This window comes from Paenarthrobacter sp. FR1 (assembly GCF_051106045.1).
GTDB classification, from domain to species: Bacteria; Actinomycetota; Actinomycetes; order Actinomycetales; family Micrococcaceae; genus Arthrobacter; species Arthrobacter nitroguajacolicus_A.
The window spans coordinates 179,495-203,703 of the sequence record NZ_JBPFSF010000004.1 but is presented as its reverse complement, the minus strand read 5'-3'; the positions used below and the strand labels follow the sequence as shown (position 1 = coordinate 203,703).

The following is a 24,209-nucleotide window of genomic DNA, read 5'->3' as shown; positions in this document are numbered from 1 at the left end:
GCTGCGGCCGCACCGCGATGGGCAGGACTCACCATCGGTCGCCGGCCCACTGGCAGCGCGTGCTTAGACAGCCTCGGTGAACGTCACGCCCGGGATGCCGGACTGATCCGGCAGCGGCCGTGACGGGCGCTCGGTTCGGATAGCGTCTTCGATCAGGGCCACGGGACGCTTCCATGCCTCGGATCCTGGTTCCATGGTGTCCACGGCGCCGATCAGCATGGCCACCAACCGGACCATGTCCTCAATGGTGATGTCGCGGCGCAGCGAGCCCTGGCCCTGTCCGCGTTCCAGGAGCGTAGCCATGGAACCGATGAGGCCACCGGTGATGCCCATGAGGAGTCCGCGTCGGCCGGCGACGGCGTCAAGGAGGTTCGCGTCCTCGCTGGCTACCTGCATCACGGCATCGATGACGTTGATCAGGCCTTCGGCGGCGTCCATGCCGTCCAGGGCGGCTGCTGCCACCGGGTCCACGTGTTTACGCAGTTGGCGGGAGAGAGCCGCGAGGACCAGTTGCTCCTTGTCCGAGAAGTTGCGGAACAGCGTTGCGGGGCCAACTCCAGCGGTGGCGGCAATGGTCTGCAATGGTACGTCGGGACCGTGTTCACGGAAGCACTGCCGGGCGGCGGTAATGATCTTGTCCACGTTGCGTGCGGCGTCTGCCCTGAGGGGCTTGCGTTCAGAGGGCTGTTCCATGCTTGTCAGAGTAGCAACGCAGGCGTGCTGGCCCGTTGTTACGCGGGAGTACGTTGTTATATGACAAACCAGCACATGAAACACTGGATTTCATGTTGCTTGCATTCTCAGTCGCCCCTTCCGGCCAGCCCGCATCCGCCACCCACGGCGGTCCCACCCCCGATGCCTCTGTGCACGACGCCGTTGCCGCCGCCGTCAAGATCGTCCGCGAGTCCGGACTGCCCAACCACACGGACTCCATGTTCACCACCATCGAAGGCGAATGGGATGAGGTTTTCGACGTCGTCAAACGTGCCACCGAGGCCGTTGGCCGCTACGGCAGCCGGGTCTCCTTGGTGATCAAAGCTGACATCCGGCCCGGTTACAGCGGCGAGCTGACCGGCAAGGTGGAGCGCCTGGAAGACGCCATTTCCGGCACGGAGTAGTTCCTTCCCTCGGTGTCCCTCCAGTGCAAGACTGGGGCCCATGGTTGAACACGTGACCGAACCCGGTTGGGTCGACGTCGAGCATTACCTGACTGACGTCGTCGTGCGTCCTGATCCTGCCCACAAGCGCGCCTTGAGTTCCGCCCTTGAGGCAGGAATGCCTCCCATCGAAGTGGCGCCCAACGCAGGCAAGCTCCTGCGGATGCTCGTGCAGATGTCCGGTGCCAGGCGCGTCCTGGAGATTGGCACCCTGGCAGGGTTCAGCAGCATCTGGATGGCTCAAGGACTGCCCGACGACGGACGCTTGGTCACGTGCGAATTCCTCCAGAAACACGCGGACGTTGCGCGCGCCAACGTGGACGCGGCGGGTGTCGGCCACAAGGTGGATATCCGGGTGGGTGCTGCCTTGGACGTCCTTCCTACGCTGGCAGCTCAGGAATCGTTCGATTTCGTCTTCATCGACGCGGACAAGGAGAACGATTCGAATTACCTCGATTGGGCCATCAGGCTTGGCCATCCGGGAACGGTGATCGTGGTGGACAACGTCATCTGGGACGGCGCCATCCTGGAACCCTCGCGGGACGAGGTCAACGCACCCGGCATTGTGGCAATGCTGGAAATGATGGGGCAGGACCCACGCCTCGATGCCACTGCCATCCAGACGGTGGGCAGCAAGGGATGGGACGGTTTCGCGATGGCACGGGTGCAGTAGCGGATGGACTTCACGCTTCGTCCGGCAACGGTGAACGACGCCGAGGCCATGGCCGTCATGCATGTCCAGTCCTGGCGAGAGAGCTACGGGCGGCTGCTGCCTGCGGAGTTCTTCGAAAAGCAGGAAGCTGCGCTGCCGGATCGCATCGATAGGTACCGGGCCTCTATAGCAGCCGGCCATTCGCGCATGCTGGCGCATGGTCCGGACGGCGACCTCGTGGGAATTGGTGCGGCCGGACCGGGGAGGGACGAGGACAGCCCCTGCGGTACGGAGCTTTTCATGCTCTACACCTTGGAAAGTATCCATGGCCGTGGTGTGGGCCAGGCGTTGGTGGATGCGTTGATTGGCGACCGTCCCGCTTATTTGTGGGTTCTCGATGACAATCCCCGGGCGCAGGCTTTCTACCGCCGCAACGGCTTCCTGCCGGACGGTAAACGGCAGTTGTGCGACCCCTCGTGGTACTCGCTGCCGGAACATCGGATGGTGCGTAGCTGAGTGCGCGGGAACTGTTCCCAGAGCTGACTCATCTCGATATGGTGATCACGGGCGGTGTCGACGAAGATCGCCCGGTTTGGAAACAGGTACCGATTATCGGGGCCTGGGTACGCCATTCGATTCTCGGGAGGAAGCATGTCCAATCCAGAGCAGGATCCAAGCCAGGAGGAAGGCCCCGCGGACGGTGGCGCGGCCGGAACCCCCGGCGTCCATGACGGCGGCGCGGACGGCGGTGCTGACGGCGGCGCTGATGGTGGTGCTGAAGGCCCCGCGGACGGTGGCGCGGACGGGACCCCTGGTGTCCATGACGGCGGTGCCGATGGTGGTGCTGATGGTGGTGCTGACGGTGGCGCGGACGGTGGCGCTGACGGCGGTGCCGATGGTGGCGCTGACGGCGGTGCCGGACAACAGGGCAACTGAGTTTGAGCTCCACCAGCACTGATTTCCAGGACCCCGGCGCGGTTATGGGCGCCGGTGTCCTGGAAACACGCCTGATTGACATTGGCCGTGAGAGGTTCGCCAGTGACGTCTGGGGGAGGGCCGCGTTGCTCACCCGTGGTGTCAGCGACTTCTCCGATGTGTTCTCGGCCGACGCGGTGGACGAGCTGATTTCGCGCCGCGGACTGCGGACACCTTTCCTTCGCGTTGCCAAGGGCGGCTCAACGCTTCCGGAATCCTCGTTCACTTCCCCGGCGGGCGTTGGCGCCACTATCTCGGATCAGCTCGATGACACTGAGCTGTGGCGCAAGTTTGCCGATGGTGCAACGCTCGTCCTGCAGGCGCTGCACCGCACGTGGGAGCCGGTTTCGAGCCTCAGCACCCAGCTAAGCACCGAGCTCGGGCATCCTGTGCAGGCGAATGCCTACATCACCCCGCCTCAGAACCGCGGTTTCGACGATCACTACGATGTTCATGACGTCTTCGTCCTGCAGATCGAGGGGACGAAGCGCTGGATCATCCATGAGCCGGTTCACCAGGACCCGTTGCGCAGCCAGCCGTGGACCGATCGCCGTTCCGCGGTGGCTGAGGCCGCGCAAGGCAAGGCCTACATCGACACGGTCTTGGAGCCGGGCGATGTCCTCTACCTGCCGCGTGGTTGGTTGCATGCAGCCCAGGCGCAGGGCAAGGTTTCGATCCATCTCACCTTGGGGGTCCATAACTGGACCCGTCATGCACTGGCGGAGCACCTTGTGGAGGTTGCTCTTGCGGCACTGTGCGACGATCCCGAGATGCGCCGTTCCCTGCCGTTGGGTGTGGATGGACCCGATGCGGAGGTCGACGCCGTCCGTGAACGGCTGGCCGCGGCCGTCTTGGAAGCTGATACGACGTCGCTTTTCCACCGCACCCGCAGGCGGCAGGGGCGCCCTGCCCCGCTTGGTCCAGTGGCCCAGCTCGCGGCCATTGACAGCCTCGGTGCCGGCTCGCTGGTACGGCTCCGTGATGCACTCGAACCGCGGCTTGAGGGCTCACGCTTGAGTACCCGAGTGGGTTGGCTCGACTTCCCGGAGGCTGATCTGTGGTCTGTAAGGCGCCTGCTGGACGGCGAGGAGCACCTCGCAGCTGATCTGGGGGTTGAACTCGTCGAAAGGCTGTTGCGCGCAGGAGTCCTCGTCCCCGCTGCGCAATGATGTCCCCGGTGGCCTCTGCAGAACGCTTTTTCTGCGCGGAAAGCGCTCGGACGCGCGGCGACCCGATGGCAGGGACGGCGTCACCTGGCGTGGTGTGGGTTCTCGTAGAGTACCGGGGCGGTTGGCCGCCCAATGGCTTCGACGGCCTTGACCTGGAGGCCGGGACCAAAGCCCTCGTGTCCTCCGCCGCGCGGCAGGCGCGGGCCCGGATTCTCTTGGTGCGGCGCCCCGGCCCTCGCCGGCGCCCCGGTCCCAGCCGTTGGGCCGTACTGAGACATCAAAGCTCAGGCGCGTATCAACAGCTGTGGGGAACGTGGGACCGGGACGAGGACCTTGCGGCGGTGGTTTCAGCCCTGGCATCTCCCGGCCAGTCCGGCTTTCCCCCGGTCATCCTGGTCTGCGCTCATGGTCGGCATGACCCCTGCTGCGCAGTGCGGGGTCGTCCCGTGGGACGTGCGCTCAGCGAGAATTGGCCCGAGTTGGTGTGGGAGTGTTCCCACGTCGGCGGTGACAGGTTCGCAGCAACCGCGGTGGTCGCTCCCGACGGTGTGTACTACGGCGGACTCGATGTAGAGTCCTCCGTCGCTGCGATCGAGGACCATTTCGCCGGCCGCATCAGCGCAGAGTATTTGCGCGGATATACCGATCTCTTACCACCGCAACAGGCTGCCGTCGCGGCCGTGCTGGGACGTTTCGGCCCGGCTGGCCGGAATGACTATTCGGTCACTGAAACCCTGCGCGAGGGGGACCGCTGGCGCATCCGTATCACCGGCCGCCCGCCCCACCCGGCGCAGATCGATGTGGGACTGCAGGCCCACTGCGCGCCCCCGTGCCAGCTGACGTGCCTGGCACCGTCGGTGGGGTCGGTCATGGTCTACGAGCCCACTTCCATCCGCGAAACCTGACGCCCGTGGACCGCAGGCTTCGCCGGAAATCCTCGTAACCGGATTCCGACTCGTCGGGCTGGTCCATGTCCAGCGGCGAGTCGAGGATGCTTGGTGGCTTGGGCACCCGGGCCAGCAGGAGGCAGACCACCGTCAGCCATGCGACCGCGACGGTCAACACCTCAGCCCACACCAATTCACCAAGCTCCATGATGTGATCCTATGGCCCCAGCAGCCAAACTGTAAGTATCCTTACTACTGGTGTGGCTGTGGCTCCACTAGTCTTGAAGCATGACTCAGGCAGGGCGGAAGTAGTGGCAAAACCCCGAAAATCCAGCAGGGCAGGTAGATCCCAGAGGTCGACGGCGGGAGTCGTCGAGGTGCCTGCCGGCACCCGTCCTGATGGTCCGGTGGCGGGCATTTATTACATCGATACCGGCGATTGCGAACTGGTTCCGGACCCCGACAACTCCAACGGCTGGCTGCTCAAGATCAACGGCGTCATGAGTTCGCACATCGACCTCGCCGATCCGCTGTTCCTGGATTTCGAATACATGCGCTGGATCGCAGCTTTGGTGGAATCGAGATGGCCCCGCGCCCATAGGCCGAAGCTGCGCGCTTTGCACCTGGGTGGGGGAGCGTGCTCCATGGCGCGGTACTTCCACGCTGCCTACCCCGAGGCCCGCCAAGTGGTGGTGGAGTTGGATGGCAAGCTCGCCGACTACGTCCGTGGGTGGTTCGAGCTGCCCAAGGCGCCCCTCCTGCGGATCCGAGTGGGCGAGGCCCGGCAGGTCACCGAATCCCTCACCCCTGACACCCGGGATCTCATCATCCGCGACGTCTTCGCGGGGGCCTTCACGCCCCGCGCCCTGACCACCCGCGAATTCACGGCGCATGCGGATTCCGTCCTCGCCCCGGATGGCTTGTATGTGGTCAACTCGGGCGACGCCCCGGACCTCAGGAACGCCCGGGCGGATGCGGCCACCATCGCGGACACCTTCGGGCACACCATGATCATCGCCGACCCTGCCATGCTCAAGGGTCGTCGCTACGGCAATATGATCATGGCCGGCAGTCATGAGCCTTTCGGCGATGACCCCACGCTTGCCCGCACGCTCCTGGGCGGTGGTGTCCCCGCGCATATTTGGGATGACGCACAGGTGCGGGCTTTCGCGGCCGGGACCCCGGTGCGGCATGATCCGCTTGTGGTGACCACGGCCGAACCTGCGTCAGCTCCGGCTGAGTGAGCTGTTCCACGCCTCCCACAAGGTGGCGTACCGGCCGCCGTTAGCCAGGAGTGCCTGGTGCGATCCCGACTCAACAATCCGTCCGTGCTCCATTACCACCACGGTGTCCGCAGACGCTGCCTGGGATAACCGGTGGGCAATCACCACCGAGGTCCTTCCGGCCAAAGCGGCTTCAGCGGCCTGATCCAGCATGGTGGCTGATCCTGTTCCCGCCTCAGCTGTGGCTTCGTCCAGGACCGCGATGGGCGGGTCCTTGAGCATCAGCCGTGCCAGCGCCAGTTGCTGCGCCTGCTCGGGGGTGAGCTGGTGGCCGCCGGCGCCTACGGAAGTCTCCAGTCCGTCGTCGAGCGTTTCATGCCATGCAGCCCCTACGGACCGCAGGACCAGAGAGAGCTCCTCCGGAGTGGCGTCGGGTTTGGCGAGCCGGAGGTCCTCGGCGAGCGTCCCTGCAAAGACGTGCACCTCCTGGCTGACCATGGCGATCCGCTGGTGCAGGTCTTCGGGAGCGGCAGCTGTGGAGTCCAAGCCGCCCACCCACGCGGTCCCGGTCTGAGGATGTTCCAAGCCCATGATCACCTTGGCCAGGGTGGTCTTGCCTGCGCCTGAGGTTCCCACAATCGCCACACGCTCGCCGTGGTTCACCGTGAGGGAGACACCGTGGAGTGCGGGGCGTTGGCCGGGGTAGGAGAACGTGACGTCGTCAAGGACGATGCCGGCGCCTGTGACCGGGGATGCGGCCGGGGGAATGGTCGGCGCCGCGGACATGGTCAGGCCGAACATTCGACCCAACCCGGCAGCGGCTTTCTGGAGTTCGTCGAACTGACCCAGGACCAGGCCGATCGGATCAAACAGCCGGTAGAAATACAGGGCTGCAGCCGTGGCCGCACCGATGGTCACTGCCCCCTCGGCATGGAGCCAAAACCCCACCACCAAGACCGCGGACAAGCCGATGAGTTCAGCCAGGTTGAGGCGGTTGTAGAAGCGGGTCAGGTAGTTGACGCCCTTAAGGGCGTGGCCGATGTTCTCCCGGGATGCAGCTGCCACCAGGTCCGCGTGACGGGACCCAAGACCCAAAGCCAGGACTGAGGGTGAGCCGTGAACCGTCTCGATGATCTGCTCGGTCCGATTGGCCTCGGTGATCCGGACCGTCCGGTAGATCGGGGCTGTTCGTTTGAGGAACCAGCGCAGGGTGAAGACCTGCAACGGCGCAGCAATGAGCACGGCGACGGCGAAGCGCCAATCGATCACGCCCAAGCCCAACAGCGTCACGGCGATGGTGAAGGCCGCACTGGTAAACGCCGGCAGGACTCCGGAGATTGCTTCGCTGACGGCCTCAACGTCGCCTGACACGCGGGCCACGACATCTCCGATGCCTGCCTTCTCGAGTTGGGCCAGTGGCTTCCTGACGGCTGCAGCGAACACCTCCTCGCGCAGACCTGCCAGGGCTTCCTCGCAGATCCGTGCCAACAGGTTTTGGCCCAGGATGCCCAGCAAGGCACCCAGCCCCCCAGCAACCAGCAACCCAATTGCCAGCCAGAGCAAGGACATGACGTCCCCGCCGGAGGCCGCGATGTTGACCATCATGCCCAGGATGGCCGGTGCAGCCAGTCCGCAGCAGGACGCCGCCAGCAACACAAGGATGGTCAGTGTGAGCTTGCCGGGCCGCTGCGCCAGCAGGCGCCACATGGCCTTTCGGGTCTCGCGGGGCGTGGCAATGGGAAGGATTTCGGCGCTCATGAGCCCACCACTTCGCGGTAGCCGGCGGACGTGGCAAGGAGTTCGTGGTGCGTGCCGGTTTCGGGCGGTCCGTCCGCTCCTCCCATCACCACCCGATGACAGGCGGCCAGCAGGGTGGGACTCGTGGTTACCAGCACCAAGGCCTTGTCCGGGAAGTTCCGCAGACCGTCGGCAATGACGGCTTCGGTGGCGGTGTCGACGGCGGTGGTGGGGTCGTGCAGGACCAGCACCGCTTGCTTTTGGTGCAGTGAGCGGCCAAGCACCAGCCGCTGCCGCTGGCCGCCGGACAGGCTTTGGCCGTGCCCGGTGAGTACCGTTTCGGTGCCATCGGGCAGTTGCGAGACAAAGTCCTCGACGGCGGCAGCCGCCATGGCGCGTTCCTCCAGGTGGGAGTCGGCTGGTGCGACGTTCTCACGGACACTGCCGCGGAACAGGACGCCGTCGTGGCTGTCCGCGAACACCCTTGAACGGACGTGGACCGGGTCCAGGTCAGCGGCGTCCTGGCCGTCAATGGACACCAGGCCACGCGGTGCGGGTGTTCGGAAACCGAGGGTGTCCACCAGGAGCCTGGCCTGTGTGCCGTCCGGCAGCACGACGCCCACGATGTCCCCGGCCGAGGCTGTGAAGGGCGGGAAGGTGCTGTTGCCGGTGTTGCCGCGCAGTTCGAGCAACGGTGCCGATACACCCCGGGAGGGGACCGTCCCCGCTGAGCCGGCAGCCGCCGTCGAACGTTTTGCCTCCGGTGCTGGAACCGCCTCCGGTTCAGCGAGCAGGACTGCTATGCGGGCGGCCGAGGCGCGTTTGCGCGCGAGTTCCACGCTGAGGTAGCCAAGGGCTGCCATGGGGCCCTGAACGAACTGGGTGACGCCAACGACGGCCACGAGTTGACCCACGGTGATGCTTCCTTGGACGGCGAACCACGCCGCGAAGAAGGCGATGCCGGCCAGGAAGGCCGCGGACAGTGCGGTGCTGGCTCCGTTGTAGGCCGATCGGGAACGTACTGCCCGCAATCCTGCCTTCAGGGATGCCCGGCTCGCAGTCCGGTAGCGGGTCACGGCTGCGTCCTCGGCGCCCAAGCCTTTGAGGGGGCGTGACCCGGTAATGAAGTCCGTTGCCAGAGCGCCGGCGCGGGCCGCCGTTGACTGCTCCACGTCGCTTCGGTCCTCCAACGGTTTAGTGAGCCGGCGCATGATCAACAGCATCACGGGGGTTGCCACCAGGACCGCCAGACCGAGCGGAACGGAGATCAGGAGCAGCGTGACCGCTGACGTGATGACGCCGGCCGCTGCCGCGAGGGCACCTGCGATCAGCCATGACAAGCCTGCCACCCTGTCCGCATCGGAGGAGGCGATTGCCACGATTTCGCCCGGGGCGCGCCTGGCCTCCATGCCGCGGGGGTGGAGGGTCCGCTCCACCGCGAGCTGCCGGAGGTCGTGGGAGCTGTAAAGGAAGGAGCGTTCGGTGGCCAAGGTGCCAAGCCGCCAGGACAGTGCGAGCACCACGAACACCACCGCCAAGGCACCGAGCCATCCGAGGAGGGCGCCGGGATCGTTCGGTTGAATGGCGTTGTCCACCGCAGCGCCAATGGTTGCCGGGACCAAGGCCTCGCTGACCTGATGCAGGGCGAGTCCGGCGCAGCCCGCCAGCAAGAGCTTCCAGCGGCCGTTGGCCAACAGGGCGTAGTTGAAGAGTCGGGAGACCTTCCATGGCGCTTGCTTGTTTCGCCCGGGAGGGCAGGACGGAATGGCGGAACTGGAGGGCATGCTTACCATAGTAAGGCTCACCTAACTTCGAGAAGGCCAGATGACCCGCCAAGCTATATCGCAATCCGGACAGACCGCCCCCCAGCCGGAAGTACAGCTGGAAGAGGTGCCGGATGCCCCCGTCGAGGGCGAAACGTCGCCGCAGGTCTATGGCGTCTACACGGGATATTTCGAGTGCGCCACACCTGCCACGTGGACTGAACACGTCCACGATACCCATGAGTTGCTGTGGGGGGCCCGCGGCGTGCTGACGGTGGAGGCTGATGGGGGCTTCTATGCTGTCCCCGCAACCTTGGGGCTGTGGATTCCGGCGGGCGTGGTCCATGCCGTGAAGTCCACGCAAGGGACGGGGTTCTACTGCTCGCACATCAACGCCCGGGTTGCGCCACATCTGGAAAGCCGCACCGTGGCGGTCACTGTGCCTTCCGCCGCGCAGGAACTGCTGCGCCACATGAGTATGTTCGACATGGACGATGCCCTGCGGACGCGTTCGGAGCAAGTGGTGGTGGGGTTGCTGGACGTGGTGGATGCCCGCCCGATGCTGCTGCCGATGCCCACCGATCCACGGCTGGAGCTCATTGCCCGTGCCCTCCTGGATGATCCGGCCTTGGACCGCTCGCTGGAGGAGTGGAGCGTGGAAGTTGCCATTAGCGTCCGCAACCTCTCCCGCCTGTTCCACAAGGAAACCGGCATGACCTTTGCGCAGTGGCGGATCCATGCCCGCGTCCGCGTGGCGCTGGGGTTGCTGGCGGCGGGCTACCCCGTTTCCTCGGTCAGCAGGCGGGTGGGCTACAACAATCCCAGCGCCTTCGTTCAAGTGTTCCGGAAGGTGATGGGGCACACTCCGGGCTGGTACGTGTCTTCGCTTAAGGCCGGAAACCATCACTCTTTGGCCGGTTCCGAATAGAATCCAGCGGTTTTCCATACCTCGCCATTGTTAGGGTAGGTATACCTAACTTCGGCGGCCTACCGAGATACCTGCGGCCGCTACCGGGAGCTCTCCGTCTCCCCTGAGAATCAAGAGGACCGCAGTGATTTCACGCTCTAAAACCATGTCTGCCGCCGTTGCGGCCTTGGCATCCGCAGCACTCCTTCTGAGTGGCTGCGCCACCACCGACGCAAGTGCCAGCGCCAAATCGGAGACCCGCACGGTCCAAAGTGAGGTCAAAGAAGTCGTCATGCCGGCCGAGCCCCAAAAGGCGCTGGGCATGTACACCACTGACCTGGACATGCTCATCACGCTGGGCATTCCGCTCGCAAGCCAGCAGCCCATTCGGGACAGCGGCTACAAGGGCTTCCCGTATTTCTTCGACCAGAAGGCGCTGGAAGGAATCACGCCCTTCACCAACTACCCCGAGTTCAACTTCGAGGCCATCCTCAAGGCTCAGCCCGATGTCATCCTGAACGGCTTGGGCTACGAGAAGGAGCTGGACGCCAAACTTTCCGACATCGCCCCGACCTACACCTTCAACGGTTTCGACGGCAGCGACTGGCGCACCAAGTTCAAGACCGTGGCGGAGGCATTCGGCAAGACCGAGCAGTACCAAGCATGGATGGACAAGTACCAGGCCAAGGTTGACGACGTAAAGAAGCGCCTGGCCGAGGCCGGCAAGAGCAACCTGGTGATTGGCCCCGTGGACTACTACGAGGACCAGGTATCGGTCAGCTGCTACGGAACGCCGTGCTTGGTCATCAAGGATCTGGGCCTGAAGGTGTCCCCGCTTGCGGACGGTGAAGGCGCCAAACTGAGCGCCGAGCAGCTGGAGCAGCTCAACGGCATCGATGCAATCATCACCACCGAAGTTCCCGAGAAGGACGGCGCCAACCCGGATGCCTTCGCTCCGCTGGCCAACAACAAGCTGTGGACCTCGCTGCCGTTCGTGGCCAACAAGCAGATCCACACGTACGACCTCGAAATGATCTACGGCTCTCCCAGCGGCCAGTACGCCCTGCTGGAGAAGTTTGAAAAGGCGCTCCTGTCATGATGCGGATCTACCGTGCAGAGGTCATATCCACGCGCCTGATTACGCCCGGAATGATCCGGATTACCTTCGGCGGTCCCGGGCTGGCCGGTTTTGACACCACGGGGGTCGGCGACGAATACCTGCGCGTGTTCCTTCCGGATCCGGGCACCCATGAGGCCAGACTGCCCATCTCCACAGGGGACTCCTGGGACTGGGAACCTGGAATCGAGCCGTCCGCCATGCGGACCTACACAGTCCGTGCGGTGGACGCCGTCGCTGGCACCGTGGACATCGACTTCGTCGTTCACGACGGCGGGTTGGCAGCTGCTTGGGCGCAGCGCGCCCAGGTGGGTGACGTCGTCGGGCTTAACTCGCCCACGGGACTGTACGAACCGCCGGCAGAACTGCAGTGGCAGATCCTTCTGGCCGATGCCACCGGACTTCCGGCCGTAGCGCGGCTCGTGGAGCAGGCACCGCCGGGTGTCCGGACCCGTGTCCTGATCGAAGTAGAGGATCCCTCGCACCAGCAGGAGCTGGTCCTCGGCGCTGGAACCGAAGTGGCCTGGATCTACGGGGGCAACGGACACAGCCAGTCCCGATTGGAGGAGGTCCTGCGCTCCATGGAGTTGCCTGGCGGAGTGGGCTACATCTGGGTGGCCGGCGAGACCAAGGTGCTGCGCGGGATCCGCAAGTACCTTCGGCACCACAAGAAGCTCACGCCCGAGTCCTACAAGCTGATCGGCTACTGGACGGACAAGAGCGAAGCCTGGGAAGAGCGTTGGGAAAACCTCGACGCCGAAACCCGGCGCTGGTTCGACGATCTCTGGTCCAACGAGAAGCGGGATCGCGAGGAAATCGTGGACCTGCAGGACGCCAAGTTCGAATTGCTGGGCCTCTAAATGGCGTCCGGAACCATGGCGCCGCGTTCTGCCGTCACTGAAGTGCAGGACGCGGCGCCGGTTTCAGCCAAGGAAGTACGCCCAGCGGGCCTGGTGGGCGTAAACCGGTACCGGATGTTGGGATTGCTCGCAGCGATTGCCGCGTTGGCTTTGGTGCTGTGGCTGAGTTTGGTGGTGGGCTCCAAGGACGTCGACGTGGCCAACCTGTGGCCGGCCATCACCGCCTACGATGGCTCACCGGAACACGTGATCATCCATGACCTCCGCCTGCCCCGAACCGTCACGGGCGTAGTGGTTGGCATTGCCCTCGGGCTGTCCGGGGCACTGATCCAGGCCCTGACCCGCAACCCGTTGGCGGACCCCGGCATCCTGGGCGTCAACGCGGGCGCCGGCTTCTTCGTGGTCCTCGGAGTGGCGCTCTTTGGCGTCACCAGCATCCAGGAGTACATCTGGTTCTCCTTCGCCGGTGCCGTGGCGGCCACTGTGGCGGTGTACTTCATCGGTTCGCGGGGGAGGGGCGGGACCACGCCGCTCCGCCTCACCCTTGCCGGCGTTGCCTTGGGGGCTGTCCTCGGCGGCATTTCCTCCGGCATCACCCTCCTGCGCCCTGCCGTCTTCGACAGCATGCGCAGTTGGAGCGCCGGAACGTTGAGCAACCGCACGTGGGACATTTTCACCACGGTGGCCCCCTTCATTCTTGCAGGAACGCTTATTGCCCTTGCCATGGCCCGGCCCTTGAACGCCGTGGCCATGGGCGACGATACCGCCAGGTCGCTTGGTGCCAACATTGTGCGCACCCGGATCTGGACCATCGTCGCGGTAACTCTGCTGTGCGGCGCCGCGACGGCAGCCGCCGGCCCCATCGGATTCGTGGGACTTATGGTTCCGCACGTAGCCCGATGGATCGTTGGGCCGGACCAGCGCTGGATACTGGCCTACACCTTGCTGCTCTCGCCCGTGTTGCTGCTGGTGTCCGACACCCTTGGCAGGCTGGTCCTCCGTCCCGGTGAAATGCAGGTAGGAATCATCACCGCATTCGTTGGCGCGCCGGTCCTCATCTGGCTCATCCGACGCCGGAAAGTGAGCACGCTATGACCTCGTCTGACCAAGTGGCTTCCCTTGCCCGGACGACGTCCATCGACTTCGGCCGGCGGACCATCGCCATCCGGCGCTTTGGCGGACGCGTCTCCCTTCGCCTCGACGTCCGGACCTTGGTTGTCACCGCCGTCCTGTTTACCGCCGCCCTGGCGCTCGCCGTCGTCGCCCTTGGCCTCGGTGAGTTCAGCGTTGCGGTGCCGGACGTTGTTTCGGCGCTGCTGGGACAGTCCAGCGGCGCCGTGCACATGGTGGTGGTGGAGTGGAGATTGCCCCGCGTCCTCCTGGCCCTGTTATTGGGGGCGGCCATGGGGGTCAGCGGGGCAATCTTCCAATCGCTGACCCGCAACGCGCTGGGAAGTCCCGATGTGATCGGCTTCAACACGGGCGCCTATACGGGTGCGCTGGTGGTCATCCTGCTGATGGGTGGCGGCTACTTTGCGGTGTCGGCCGGTGCGCTGGTGGGTGGTCTGGTAACTGCCGCGCTGGTGTACGTGTTCGCTTACAAGAAGGGCATACAGGGCTTCCGGCTCATCATTGCGGGTATCGCCGTGAGCGCCATGTTGGCCTCGGTGAACACGTTCATGATCCTCAAGGCGTCCTTGGAGCAGGCCATGTCCGCGGCTGTTTGGGGTGCCGGTTCGCTGAACAAGATCACGTGGGACCAAGTGCTGCCGGTGGTGATCGTGTTCGGGGTGCTGCTGGCTGTGCTGTCTTTGTACGGCAGGCGGCTGGGCCTGTTGGAGATGGGCGACGACGCCGCCCGCGCCTTGGGCGTTCGGCTGGAAGGCTCGCGGCTGGTCCTGGCAGTGGTGGGCGTGGCTTTGACGGCGATGGTCACCGCTGCTGCCGGGCCGATTGCCTTTGTTTCCCTGGCGGCGCCCCAGCTGGCGCGCCGCCTCACCCGGTCAGCGTCGGTGGGAATGGTTCCCTCGGCCGCCATGGGTGCCTTCCTTTTGGTGGCCAGCGACATCGTGGCGCAGAACCTTTTCGCGCCAATCCAACTGCCCGTGGGCGTGGTGACCGTAAGCATCGGCGGCTGCTACCTCGTGTGGCTTCTTGCCCGTGAGGTGAAGCGGCAATGAGCGAAGAAGTGAAGGAGTTTGCTGTGACTGATGTGTTGGTTGATCCCGTTTCTGGCGTTGCGCTGGGTGCCCGCCCCACGGGTGCCCGCCCCTCTGGTACCCGCCCCTCTGGCGCCCGACTCAGGGCGGAGAACGTGAGCCTGGGTTATGCGGGACGGACGGTGTCTTCATCACTGGACGTGCGTATCCCAGATGGCGGGTTCACGGTGATTGTGGGACCCAACGCCTGCGGTAAGTCGACGTTGCTGCGGGCGCTGTCCCGGCTGCTGGAGCCTACGTCCGGGTCGGTGCTTTTGGATGGCAAGAGCATCGCCTCTTATGGGGCCAAGGAAGTCGCGCGCCGCCTCGGGTTGCTGCCGCAGACCTCTATTGCGCCCGACGGAATCACCGTGGCGGACTTGGTGGCCCGTGGCCGGTACCCGCACCAGAAGTTGCTCCGCCAGTGGTCTGAGGCTGACGAAGCCGCGGTGGTGTCCGCCTTGGAAGCTACGAACGTCACGTCGTTGTCCGGGCGTTTGGTGGACGAGCTCTCCGGCGGGCAGCGGCAGCGCGTGTGGGTGGCCATGGTGTTGGCGCAGCAAACCCCGTTGCTCCTGCTGGACGAGCCCACAACGTTCCTGGACATCGCCCACCAGATCGAACTGCTGGAACTGTTCCGGCGGTTGAACGGGGAAGGCAACACCCTGGTAGCTGTCCTTCACGACCTCAATCACGCCTGCCGCTACGCAACACACCTCATCGCCATGAAGGACGGCGCAGTGGTTGCCGAGGGCCGGCCCGCGGATGTGGTCACCGCAGAGCTGGTGGAACATGTGTTCGGCCTGCCGTGCATCGTGATCGACGACCCCGTGAGCCACACTCCGCTGGTGATCCCGCTGGGGTCCTGATTCCCCCGTTGATTCCCCCGCCCCCGACCCGCGAGGTGGCACTTAATGACAATGTTTTGCTGCAACATTGCCATTAAGTGCCATCTCGGCGACTCATCCGGCCCCGAGCAGCTCCTCCCGCCGTTGCTCCGTCTCCTCCCGCAAAGCCTGCACGACGGCGGCTACCGCGGGGCGGCGCATGGAGTCCGGGCGGAGGACCATCCAGTAGGGGAGCAGCTCCGCGAAGTCCGATGGCAGCAGCCTGACCAGATCCGAGTGTCGGTCCGCCATGAAGCACGGAAGGAAACCCACGCCGGCACCTGCCCTGGTGGCCTCGACATGCACGAACACGTTGGTTGAACTCAGCCCGTCGCGCATGGTGGGAACCAGCCGCCGGGGAGCGTCCAGGTCATCCACCTGCAGCATTGAGTCCACGAAGTACACCAGCTGGTGCTGCGTCAGTTCCTCGATGCTGGAAGGCGTCCCGTTGTCTTTCAGATAGGCGCGGGAGGCGTACATTCCCAGCCGATACTCGCCGAGCCGGATCGCTTCGGCCCGGTGCACTTGCGGCGTTCCCACCACCACCTCGATGTCGAGACCTGAGCGCTGCTGCAACGCCCGACGGGTCACCGTCACGATCTCCACGCTGAGTCCGGGGTGCTCGCGCCGCAGCCGGGCCACCGCCGGTGCCGCGATATAGGCGCTGAAGCCGTCAGTCGCGGTCATGCGTACGACGCCGGTAATGGGGTCGGGTGCGCGGTCGCTGGGTCCCAGCGCACCCACCGCAGCTTCGATCCGCTCAGCCACCTCGACCACTTCGGCGCCCAAATCCGTCACTTCCCACCCGCCGGCCGCACGCGCCAGGACCCTGCCGCCCAATGCCTTCTCCAGGGCCGCTATCCTGCGCGAAACGGTGGTGTGGTTCAGTCCCAAGGCTTGTGCCGCCGTCGTAAATTTTCCTGAACGTGAGACGGCAAGGAAGATGAGGAGGTCATCGGGATTCGGCTTCATATCTGCAATTTTGCACACATGTGGTGCCTCTTTGGTCATTGAGGCGCGGCAAATCTGCGGCAATACTCAGTGGAGCATTTCGTGTTGTGGATCACATCACGTTCAAAAGGGTCAAAGAGGACACTGAGGAGATGGATATGAGCGTAGAGCAGCGCTCCGCATCAAGAGCAGGGAAAGGCGCCGGCGAAGGTTCCGGGCTGAAGAAGATCGTCGCGGCGTCGATGGTTGGCACCGTGGTGGAGTGGTACGAGTTCTTCCTGTACGCCACAGCCGCCACGCTGGTTTTCGGCAAGTACTTCTTCCCGAGCACAGGAAACGAACTGGACGGCATCATCCAGGCCTTCATCACCTACGCCGTTGGTTTCGTGGCACGGCCCCTGGGTGGCATCGTGTTCGGCCAGATCGGCGACAAGCTGGGCCGCAAACCCACGCTGCAGCTGACCATTGTGATCGTCGGTGTCTCAACATTCCTGATGGGCTGCCTCCCCGGCTTCATGGAAATCGGCTACTGGGCACCGGCCATGCTGGTGGCACTGCGCTTCATCCAGGGCTTCGCGCTCGGCGGTGAGTGGGGTGGCGCTGTGCTGCTGGTAGCAGAGCACAGCCCCAACAAGTCGCGTGGTTTCTGGTCCTCGTGGCCGCAGGCCGCTGTGCCGGTGGGCAACCTCCTGGCCACACTGGTCCTGTTCGTTATGTCCACCACCCTGAGCAGCGAAGCGTTCCTCGGCTGGGGCTGGCGCGTTGCATTCTGGCTCTCCGCAGTGATCGTGTTCGTGGGCTACTACATCCGTACCCACGTCACCGAAGCCCCGATCTTCCTCGAAGCCAAGGCGCAGGTGGAAGAGTCCAAGGCCATCAGCTACGGCGTCGGCGAGGTCATCCGCAAGTACCCCAAGGGCATCCTGCAGGCCATGGGCCTCCGTTTCGCGGAGAACATCATGTACTACCTCGTGGTGAGCTTTGCGATCGTCTACCTCAAGAGCGTCCACAAGTACGACACGTCCTCGCTCCTGCTGGCACTCCTGATCGCCCACGTCATCCACTTCCTGGTCATTCCGCAGGTCGGCCGCCTCGTGGATTCCTGGGGACGCAAGCCCGTCTACCTCATCGGCGCGATTGCCGGCGCAACCTGGCCGTTCTTCGCCTTCCCCATGTTCGACACCAAGAACGCCGTGATCATCGTGCTTGCCGTGACCATTGGACTCTGCCTGCACGCCTTCATGTATGCCGGTCAGCCGGCCATCATGTCCGAGCTCTTCCCCACCCGCATGCGCTACTCCGGCGTCTCGCTCGGCTCGCAGGTCACCTCGATCTTCGCCGGCTCACTCGCGCCGCTGCTGGCAACCCAGTGGCTCAAGGACACCGGCTCGTGGGTTCCCACCGCGATCTACTTGGTGGTCGCATGTGCCATCACCGTCGTCGCCGTCGTTTCGCTGAAGGAAACCAAGGGCATCGCGCTGCAGGACGTGGACCAGGCCGATGCGATCCGGCACGGACTGACCACTGCTTCAGCTTCGAAGGGATAGTTTGATGGACAACTCCTTGAACGGACGCAAAGCACTGGTGACCGGCGGCGCGAGCGGTATCGGGGCTGCCTGTGCCCGTGCGCTCGCCGCACGCGGCGCGAAAGTAGTAGTGGCCGACGTCGATGCCTCCGGAGCCGCGGCCCTCGCCGATGAGCTGGGCGGCACAGCTTGGACGGTGGACCTCTTGGATACTGAGGCGTTGGCCGCACTGAGCCTTGACTGCGACATCCTGGTCAACAATGCCGGCATCCAAAAGGTCGCGCCGATCGAGGAGTTCGAACCAGCGGAGTTCCGACGGATCCTGGCCCTGATGCTGGAGGCGCCGTTCCTCCTGATCCGTGCCGCCCTCCCGCACATGTACGCCAACAACTTCGGCCGGATCATCAACATCTCCTCGGTCCACGGGCTCCGGGCCTCGGCCTACAAGAGCGCGTACGTGTCCGCCAAGCACGGCCTTGAGGGACTCAGCAAGGTCACTGCGTTGGAGGGCGGCGAGCACGGGGTCACGTCCAACTGCATCAACCCCGGGTACGTCCGGACGCCGTTGGTGGAACGCCAGATCGCCGATCAGGCCCGGCTTCACGGCATCCCCGAGGCCGAGGTCCTGGCCAAGGTGATGCTCACGGAGTCGGCGGTGAAGCGGTTGGTGGAGCCGGAGGAGGTTGCGTCGTTGGCAGCTTGGATGGCCTCCGACGACGCCGGCATGGTCACCGGCGCGAGCTACACCATGGACGGTGGTTGGTCGGCCCGGTAGTCCTCCCTCGCCCCCGCGATGTGACAGTTAATGCCAATGTTCCCCGCGAACATTGGCATTAACTGTCACTTCGGCGCGGGAAGCTAAGCGGTCTCGTCCACCAGCTCTGCCCGGCGCAGGCCACCCCCGCGAACCCACAATTTGTAGGCCACGAACAGCAGGACCAGCCAGGTGCCGCCAACATAAAGCGCAACCCGTGTGTCCTCGAAGACTCCAAGGATCACGATGACCATCGCCATGAACGCCATGGTCATGATGGACGCAACGGGCCACAGCGGTGAGCCGAATTCCGACGCCGGCAGTCCCTTGCGCTTGATCTCACGCTTCATGGCTACGTGCGAGGCGAGGATCATCACCCAGACCCACACGGTGGCGAAGGTGGCGATCGAGGCGATGAGCACGAACACATCCTCGGGGATGACGGCGTTCAAAACGACGCCCACCAGCAGGATTCCGCCCATCATCACTACGGTCATCCAGGGAACCCCGTGCCGGGAGATCTTGCTGAAGCTCTTGGGCGCGTGGCCCTGCTGGGCCAGGCCGAACAGGATGCGCCCGGCACCGAAGATATCGCTGTTGATCGCGGAGAGCGCGGCGGTGATGACCACCGCGTTGAGGATGTGCGGAGCGGCCGGGATGCCCAGTCCGTCGAAGATCTGCACGAACGGACTGCCGCTGCTGCCGATCTCGTTCCACGGGAAGATGCTCATCAGCACACCCAGGGTCAGAACATAGAAAAGCAGAACGCGTACCGGCACAGTGTTAACGGCCTGCGGGATGACCTTCTTGGGATTGGCGGCTTCACCGGCGGTGATACCAATCGTTTCGATCCCGCCAAACGCAAACATTACGACGGCGAACGCGGCCAACAGCCCCTCGAAACCGTTCGGGAACAAACCGCCGTGATTGACGAGGTTCCCCAGCCCCGGTGCCACGCCACCGCCGTCGCCCGTTTGGAAACCGAACACGACGATCGCCGCACCGCCCACGATCATGGCGATGATCGCCACCACCTTGATCAGCGAGAACCAGAACTCAAGTTCACCAAAAACCTTCACGCTGAGCAGGTTCATGGCGCCCAGGAACAGGATGATCGCCAGCACCCAGATCCATCTGTCCACCTGCGGAAACCAGAAGCCCATATAAATACTGAAGGCGGTGACGTCGGCGATGGCTACGATCGCCATCTCGAACACATACGTCCAGCCGGTCACAAAGCCGGCAAACGGCCCCAGATACTTGCTGGCGTACTGGCCGAAGGAACCCGACACGGGGTGTCGGACGGCCATTTCGCCGAGGGCTCGCATCACCATGAAGACGGCCGCGCCGCCGATGATGTAGGCCAGCAGTACAGCCGGCCCGGCCTTCTGGATGGCGGAGGCGGAGCCGTAGAAGAGGCCCGTGCCGATCGCCGATCCGAGCGCCATGAAGCGGATGTGACGGACGTTGAGGCCTCGGCTGAGCGCCGTACCCGCGGCTTGGAGGACAGAGCTCTCCGCAGCCAGCTTGGTTTGTTGCATAGTAAACCTTCTCGTCTTTGGGAGGGGATCGCTATCCAGCAGATCACTTTTGCGGCCCTTGTGATCGGACTCACGGGGCTTTGGTGTCTTTGATCGCAGACAGTGGGCGGAAGGGCCGTTTTCTGGGCGGTCAAAGTCATAGCTTCCGGTCGGATATGATGACCGCGGACAGCTCATCAAACCGGTCAGGCATCCCTCGCTTCCAGCGTCGCCCCCAGTGGAAATAGGCGCTGCCATCGCATCCATATTTGGGGGACCCTTGATCTCTGCACTTCGTCGTACGCGACGCCGTTGGACCGCTGCTGCTGTTGCCGTGGTGGCTGGAGCTTCCCTGCTCTTTGCCGCTCCTGCACAGGCTTATGACGTCCCCCAATTTGAGGTCCCTGACGCCGCGCAGGCTCCTGTGCCGTATATCAACCGCGCTGCTGATGCAGCCGGAGTGCTGGAGCTGTGGAAGACGGGTGGTCCTGCGACGCGCGCTGCGGCTGCGGCCGCCTTGGTGGGCGGACCGGAAACGCTGCAGGCATTTCTCGACGGCGGACAGGACGTACCGCTGGCAGCGGACCGCAAGCAACTGGTCACCGAGCTGACGGAGCGGGGGAGCGTTCATGTGAGGTCGTCGGCGAAGGAAGCCCTCGCATCCGATGCGGCCAGCATCACCTTCTTGTCGCAAGGCTGGGCCGACACATGGAAGGGCGATCTCCGGACCGCAGCCACGTATTTCCTGGAGTACGGCAACGACCACGTCGAGAAAGCCGCGTCCGACAGCTTGGACTCCGGCGAGGCAGCTATCGAGCAGTTCGTTCTTACGGGCTGGCGGGGCAAAGCGAAGATGACAGATCGGCAAGCCGCCTTTGGGCTCGTCGCCTCCACTAACCCTGCTGTTTCTGCTGCTGCCAAGACATCGCTGGCAACTGACGACGATGAAACCGTCGCTGCTTTCCTTCGCTACGGCCAGTTCGTCGCCGCAGACCATCACACTGAGTCCGCCGCGGTGACCGCGCTGCTCCAGCAGGTCAGGGACGACATCAAAGCCAACCCCGTCGGCGCCGCTGCAGTAGCTGACCGGGCGAAGAACGCCGTGGAGCAGGCCAAGTCCACTGCGGCCGCCGCGCGGGAAGCTGACGCCGCCAGGCTGGATGCCGACTGGGATTTCCTGTCGACGCAGGCTGCTCCGCGCAATGTCAGGGACAATTTAGCGTTGGCCGCCGAGAAGCCCGCCAGGGAGGCGTTCGCAAAAGCGGCAAAGGAACTGCCCGGGCTACTGTCCACCTTGACGGCATCCGGTGCCAACCTGGACGCGCTAAGCAAGGAAGCCCGCCAGGCCACCTTGGATCTGGCGCTTGTAGGCACTCCCGAAGTGCGGAAGGCAGCCGAAGCTGCCCTGCTGGGTGGGGATTCTGCCATCAAGTCCTTTGTCACGGACGGCCACGCTGAAGCCAGCACGCTCGATTCAGCTAAGCCATCGGCGTTCGTCGCGGATCGGCAGCGCGTTTACCAACTCTTGGACGCGGGCGGCAGTCACGTGAACAAAGCGGCGGACATTGCGCTGAGTTCCACCAACCACGCCGATATCCGCTATTTCCTTGAGTTCGGATTTGCTGTTGCTCGGGAGTTGGACAACCGGATTTTGGCCTTCCAAACCATGGACAAGGCCGGGCCGGAATTGCGCGCAGCCGCCAACGTGGCCCTGGATGGCAGTCGCGCTGATCTGCAGGCATTCGCCAGCGTCGGACAGTTCGCCGCTGCCAAGCGTGACGAAACAACCGCCGCGCACGTAGCGTCGATCAACGGCGTGATCACCGAACTCGCCGGGCTGGCTGACAAGGCAGCAGTCGACGCCGGCCAGGCGGCTGACGCTGCGAAGGCAGCGGAAGCTGCCAAAGCCGCCGAAGCTGCCAAAGCCGCCGAAGCTGCCAAAGCCGCGGAAGCTGCGAAGGCAGCGGAAGCTGCCAAGGCCGAAGGCGCCCCCCAGGCCCGTGGTGGCAACTTGCCGCTGAACGTGCCCATGGTCGATGCTTCCCAGCTGACCGGGATAGCCCCTGCCGCTGTGCCCTGGCCGCAGGCGGAGGTTCCTCCAGTCGCCTTGGCCGTCACCGGCGAGGCGCCTGATGGCTCATCCGAACCCGCCACCGAAGTTCCGGAAATCACCGATGTCAACGTCCCTCCGGCCGGTACGTGGCCGGAGGCGGCGTCAACGGAGTCCCTGTCCCAGGAGGCGGCAAGTCCGATGGCTGCTTCCTCAACCGGGCTGAACGGATGGACCCTTGGCCTCATCGCCGCGCTGGTCCTCGCTGCCGCTGGTGCCATCACGTTCCTGCTGCGCCGAAAGGGCGGCACGCCGGTGCCGGCCAGGGCCACGGCCTCCACGGACGCCAAGCCCAAGTCCTAGCAAGCCAAACCAATGACCGCGTGCGCCCTGCCCTGCTGCCGGCCATTCGGGCGGGCTGGTTAAGTCTGGTATTTCAGACATCGCAACGGCGTGGTGGTCTGGCGTGGGCCTTGCGGAGGGTGCACGCTTGAGTACGGGATACCGGACAGTTGTGCCCGGTGATCCCGTCAGCAGCCCGAGCAGCGAGGAACCATGACAACGACGCCAACCGCCCCCGGCAAAGCCACGTCCAAAGTCCCGGCCGCGGAAAACACCCTGCGAATCCTGAAACTGTTGGCCTCGCGCCGTGGTCCCATGGCGGCGTCGAACATTGCAACAGCGCTCGGCTTGCCGCGCTCCAGTGTCTACCATCTGCTCGGCGTGATGGAGGCCAACGGTTTCGTCCTGCACCTGCACGAGGAACAGCGCTACGGGTTGGGCATCAGCGCCTTCGAACTCAGCTCGGCGTACTCACGGCAGGAACCGCTGTCCCGTCTGGGCCGGCCCATGCTCGCTTCGCTGGTTGACGTGATCGGCGAGAGCGCCCATCTGGCGGTACTCCACGGCCGGGACGTCCTCTACATCGTGGAGGAACGCGCCAAGAACCGCCCCAGCTTGGTCACCGACGTCGGGGTCCGCCTTCCCAGCCACCTCACGGCGTCCGGCCGAGCAATCCTGGCCGCCCTGCCAAAGTCGCAGGTCCGGGCCTTGTATCCGAACGCCGCCGCCTTCACGTCCCGGCATGAGGTGGAGTTCCCCATCATGAAGTACTCGGCTTTATCGTCCCACTTGGATCAGGTGCGACAGCGTGGCTACGCCACGGAAAACGGCGAAATCACCCCGGGGTTCGGCTCCATTGCCGCCGCTGTGACGGACCATGTGGGGTGGCCGACGGCGGCAGTCGCCGTGACGTTCTTGGAGGACAAAGTGCCGGCCGAGCAATGGCCGGTGCTCGCTGCCCGCATCCAGAAGGCGGCGGACGAACTGTCCGTCCGGATCCACGGACGCCCGGCAGGTTAGCCCCTCCTCCTGCAGGCTAGCTCGACTCCGGCGCTTCGCTCTCGACGAGTTTGCGGAAGGTCTCCAGCTCGCCGCGGAAGCTGCCCCGGTATGATCCCATGGCGAAAAGCCGCCCGAAGATCCCTGCGATGAAGCCTCGGGTCATGAACTCCTGGTGGATGCGCGTGCCCTTACCCTCGGCGGTAAACGTCACCTCTGATTCGCCCTTCAGGATTGCATTGCCGAACCGTGTGCGGATGTGCCAGGGGCGCTCTACGGCGAGGATCTCGGTGGGGCTTGCCATCCGTCCGAACCACACGGTGTAGCGGCTGCCGGCCTGGTCGATGGGACCGATGCGGTCGGTCACGCGGGTGACCCCGCCGATCCATTCCGGGAACCGGTCCAGATCCGTCCAAGCGGCGAAGACTCGTTCGGGCGGCGCCGCGACAAACGTAGATACACGGAACGTTGCCATGGGTCCAGCATGCGCTCTTTGCAGCGCGAATGCGAGGGGTTTGCGTACGTCTGTAATCCC

At 64.6% G+C, this 24,209-nt stretch carries 24 protein-coding genes; 16 read left to right on the top strand and 8 right to left on the bottom strand.

The window, feature by feature from the left end; all coding sequences use genetic code 11:
* Positions 1 to 63 precede the first annotated feature (63 nt).
* Entirely contained in the window at positions 64 to 693 is a 630-nt protein-coding gene (locus ACR30Z_RS09860; RefSeq protein ID WP_144651986.1) for a TetR/AcrR family transcriptional regulator, read from the bottom strand.
* Positions 694 to 785: 92 nt separating this feature from the next.
* Between ACR30Z_RS09860 and ACR30Z_RS09855 the strand changes: the two genes are divergently transcribed.
* From ACR30Z_RS09855 to ACR30Z_RS09845, 3 genes are read left to right on the top strand one after another with little or no spacing between them, the layout of a single operon-like run.
* The gene (locus ACR30Z_RS09855) at positions 786 to 1,118 is read left to right on the top strand and encodes a thiamine-binding protein (RefSeq protein WP_144651985.1); all 333 of its coding nucleotides are present in this window, start codon (positions 786 to 788) and stop codon (positions 1,116 to 1,118) included.
* 40 nt (positions 1,119 to 1,158) lie between these two features.
* Entirely contained in the window at positions 1,159 to 1,830 is a 672-nt protein-coding gene (locus ACR30Z_RS09850; RefSeq protein ID WP_144651984.1) for an O-methyltransferase, read from the top strand.
* A 3-nt stretch (positions 1,831 to 1,833) separates the two neighbouring features.
* Positions 1,834 to 2,325 carry a GNAT family N-acetyltransferase gene (locus ACR30Z_RS09845; protein WP_144651983.1) on the top strand — a complete coding sequence of 164 codons (492 nt, stop codon included), beginning with the start codon at positions 1,834 to 1,836 and terminating at the stop codon, positions 2,323 to 2,325.
* A 93-nt stretch (positions 2,326 to 2,418) separates the two neighbouring features.
* On the opposite strand, the gene ACR30Z_RS09840 is transcribed toward ACR30Z_RS09845, so the two are convergent.
* The gene (locus tag ACR30Z_RS09840) at positions 2,419 to 2,733 is read right to left on the bottom strand and encodes a hypothetical protein (RefSeq protein ID WP_434372349.1); all 315 of its coding nucleotides are present in this window, start codon (positions 2,731 to 2,733) and stop codon (positions 2,419 to 2,421) included.
* 14 nt (positions 2,734 to 2,747) lie between these two features.
* Here ACR30Z_RS09840 and ACR30Z_RS09835 point away from each other — a divergent pair, with 14 nt between their 5' ends.
* Together ACR30Z_RS09835 and ACR30Z_RS09830 are read left to right on the top strand one after the other, a co-directional pair.
* Positions 2,748 to 3,953, top strand: a complete 1,206-nt coding sequence (locus ACR30Z_RS09835) for a cupin domain-containing protein (protein ID WP_244296800.1) — start codon at positions 2,748 to 2,750, stop codon at positions 3,951 to 3,953.
* Positions 3,954 to 4,018: 65 nt separating this feature from the next.
* Complete coding sequence (locus ACR30Z_RS09830) at positions 4,019 to 4,858, top strand: sucrase ferredoxin (protein ID WP_434372569.1); 840 nt, start codon at positions 4,019 to 4,021, stop codon at positions 4,856 to 4,858.
* Here the strand turns inward: ACR30Z_RS09830 and ACR30Z_RS09825 are convergent.
* On the bottom strand, positions 4,821 to 5,048 hold the full coding sequence (locus ACR30Z_RS09825) for a hypothetical protein (RefSeq protein WP_144651981.1): 228 nt from the start codon (positions 5,046 to 5,048) through the stop codon (positions 4,821 to 4,823). The two genes, ACR30Z_RS09830 and ACR30Z_RS09825, sit on opposite strands and share 38 nt — an antisense overlap.
* Before the next feature lie 103 nt (positions 5,049 to 5,151).
* Here ACR30Z_RS09825 and ACR30Z_RS09820 point away from each other — a divergent pair, with 103 nt between their 5' ends.
* A complete protein-coding gene (locus ACR30Z_RS09820; protein WP_434372347.1) occupies positions 5,152 to 6,084 on the top strand; it encodes a spermidine synthase in 933 nt (310 codons plus the stop codon).
* Here ACR30Z_RS09820 and ACR30Z_RS09815 read toward each other — a convergent pair.
* Both ACR30Z_RS09815 and ACR30Z_RS09810 read right to left on the bottom strand, forming a co-directional pair.
* Positions 6,067 to 7,821 (bottom strand): ABC transporter ATP-binding protein, encoded by a 1,755-nt coding sequence (locus ACR30Z_RS09815; protein ID WP_434372345.1) that lies wholly within the window; start codon positions 7,819 to 7,821, stop codon positions 6,067 to 6,069. The two genes, ACR30Z_RS09820 and ACR30Z_RS09815, sit on opposite strands and share 18 nt — an antisense overlap.
* A complete protein-coding gene (locus tag ACR30Z_RS09810; protein ID WP_434372343.1) occupies positions 7,818 to 9,584 on the bottom strand; it encodes an ABC transporter ATP-binding protein in 1,767 nt (588 codons plus the stop codon). The genes ACR30Z_RS09815 and ACR30Z_RS09810 overlap by 4 nt, the downstream gene beginning before the upstream one ends.
* Before the next feature lie 40 nt (positions 9,585 to 9,624).
* Here ACR30Z_RS09810 and ACR30Z_RS09805 point away from each other — a divergent pair, with 40 nt between their 5' ends.
* The 6 genes from ACR30Z_RS09805 (at position 9,625) to ACR30Z_RS09780 (ending at position 15,514) form a co-directional block, all read left to right on the top strand.
* The gene (locus ACR30Z_RS09805; protein ID WP_434372342.1) at positions 9,625 to 10,491 is read left to right on the top strand and encodes a helix-turn-helix domain-containing protein; all 867 of its coding nucleotides are present in this window, start codon (positions 9,625 to 9,627) and stop codon (positions 10,489 to 10,491) included.
* A gap of 145 nt (positions 10,492 to 10,636) precedes the next feature.
* A complete protein-coding gene (locus ACR30Z_RS09800; RefSeq protein ID WP_434372341.1) occupies positions 10,637 to 11,569 on the top strand; it encodes an ABC transporter substrate-binding protein in 933 nt (310 codons plus the stop codon).
* Entirely contained in the window at positions 11,566 to 12,447 is an 882-nt protein-coding gene (locus ACR30Z_RS09795) for a siderophore-interacting protein (RefSeq protein WP_434372339.1), read from the top strand. Before ACR30Z_RS09800 ends, ACR30Z_RS09795 begins: the two co-directional genes overlap by 4 nt.
* Positions 12,448 to 13,542, top strand: coding sequence for a Fe(3+)-siderophore ABC transporter permease (locus ACR30Z_RS09790; RefSeq protein ID WP_434372337.1), 1,095 nt, complete (start codon positions 12,448 to 12,450; stop codon positions 13,540 to 13,542).
* A complete protein-coding gene (locus tag ACR30Z_RS09785) occupies positions 13,539 to 14,627 on the top strand; it encodes a FecCD family ABC transporter permease (RefSeq protein WP_434372335.1) in 1,089 nt (362 codons plus the stop codon). The genes ACR30Z_RS09790 and ACR30Z_RS09785 overlap by 4 nt, the downstream gene beginning before the upstream one ends.
* A complete protein-coding gene (locus ACR30Z_RS09780) occupies positions 14,624 to 15,514 on the top strand; it encodes an ABC transporter ATP-binding protein (RefSeq protein ID WP_434372333.1) in 891 nt (296 codons plus the stop codon). The genes ACR30Z_RS09785 and ACR30Z_RS09780 overlap by 4 nt, the downstream gene beginning before the upstream one ends.
* A 93-nt stretch (positions 15,515 to 15,607) precedes the next feature.
* Here ACR30Z_RS09780 and ACR30Z_RS09775 read toward each other — a convergent pair whose 3' ends face one another.
* Positions 15,608 to 16,504 (bottom strand): LysR family transcriptional regulator, encoded by an 897-nt coding sequence (locus ACR30Z_RS09775; RefSeq protein ID WP_434372331.1) that lies wholly within the window; start codon positions 16,502 to 16,504, stop codon positions 15,608 to 15,610.
* A 137-nt stretch (positions 16,505 to 16,641) separates the two neighbouring features.
* On the opposite strand from ACR30Z_RS09775, the gene ACR30Z_RS09770 reads away from it, so the two are divergent.
* The gene (locus tag ACR30Z_RS09770; RefSeq protein WP_144651973.1) at positions 16,642 to 18,030 is read left to right on the top strand and encodes an MFS transporter; all 1,389 of its coding nucleotides are present in this window, start codon (positions 16,642 to 16,644) and stop codon (positions 18,028 to 18,030) included.
* A 4-nt stretch (positions 18,031 to 18,034) separates the two neighbouring features.
* Positions 18,035 to 18,784: a 3-hydroxybutyrate dehydrogenase gene (locus ACR30Z_RS09765; RefSeq protein WP_144651972.1), complete on the top strand. Its 750-nt coding sequence runs from the start codon at positions 18,035 to 18,037 to the stop codon at positions 18,782 to 18,784.
* An 83-nt stretch (positions 18,785 to 18,867) separates the two neighbouring features.
* Here the strand turns inward: ACR30Z_RS09765 and ACR30Z_RS09760 are convergent, their stop codons facing one another.
* Positions 18,868 to 20,304, bottom strand: coding sequence for an amino acid permease (locus ACR30Z_RS09760; protein WP_434372329.1), 1,437 nt, complete (start codon positions 20,302 to 20,304; stop codon positions 18,868 to 18,870).
* A 259-nt stretch (positions 20,305 to 20,563) separates the two neighbouring features.
* Between ACR30Z_RS09760 and ACR30Z_RS09755 the strand changes: the two genes are divergently transcribed.
* Positions 20,564 to 22,696, top strand: coding sequence for an ALF repeat-containing protein (locus ACR30Z_RS09755; RefSeq protein ID WP_434372327.1), 2,133 nt, complete (start codon positions 20,564 to 20,566; stop codon positions 22,694 to 22,696).
* A 192-nt stretch (positions 22,697 to 22,888) separates the two neighbouring features.
* On the top strand, positions 22,889 to 23,695 hold the full coding sequence (locus ACR30Z_RS09750; RefSeq protein WP_144651969.1) for an IclR family transcriptional regulator: 807 nt from the start codon (positions 22,889 to 22,891) through the stop codon (positions 23,693 to 23,695).
* 16 nt (positions 23,696 to 23,711) lie between these two features.
* On the opposite strand, the gene ACR30Z_RS09745 is transcribed toward ACR30Z_RS09750, so the two are convergent.
* The gene (locus ACR30Z_RS09745; RefSeq protein WP_144651968.1) at positions 23,712 to 24,149 is read right to left on the bottom strand and encodes an SRPBCC family protein; all 438 of its coding nucleotides are present in this window, start codon (positions 24,147 to 24,149) and stop codon (positions 23,712 to 23,714) included.
* Positions 24,150 to 24,209 lie beyond the last annotated feature (60 nt).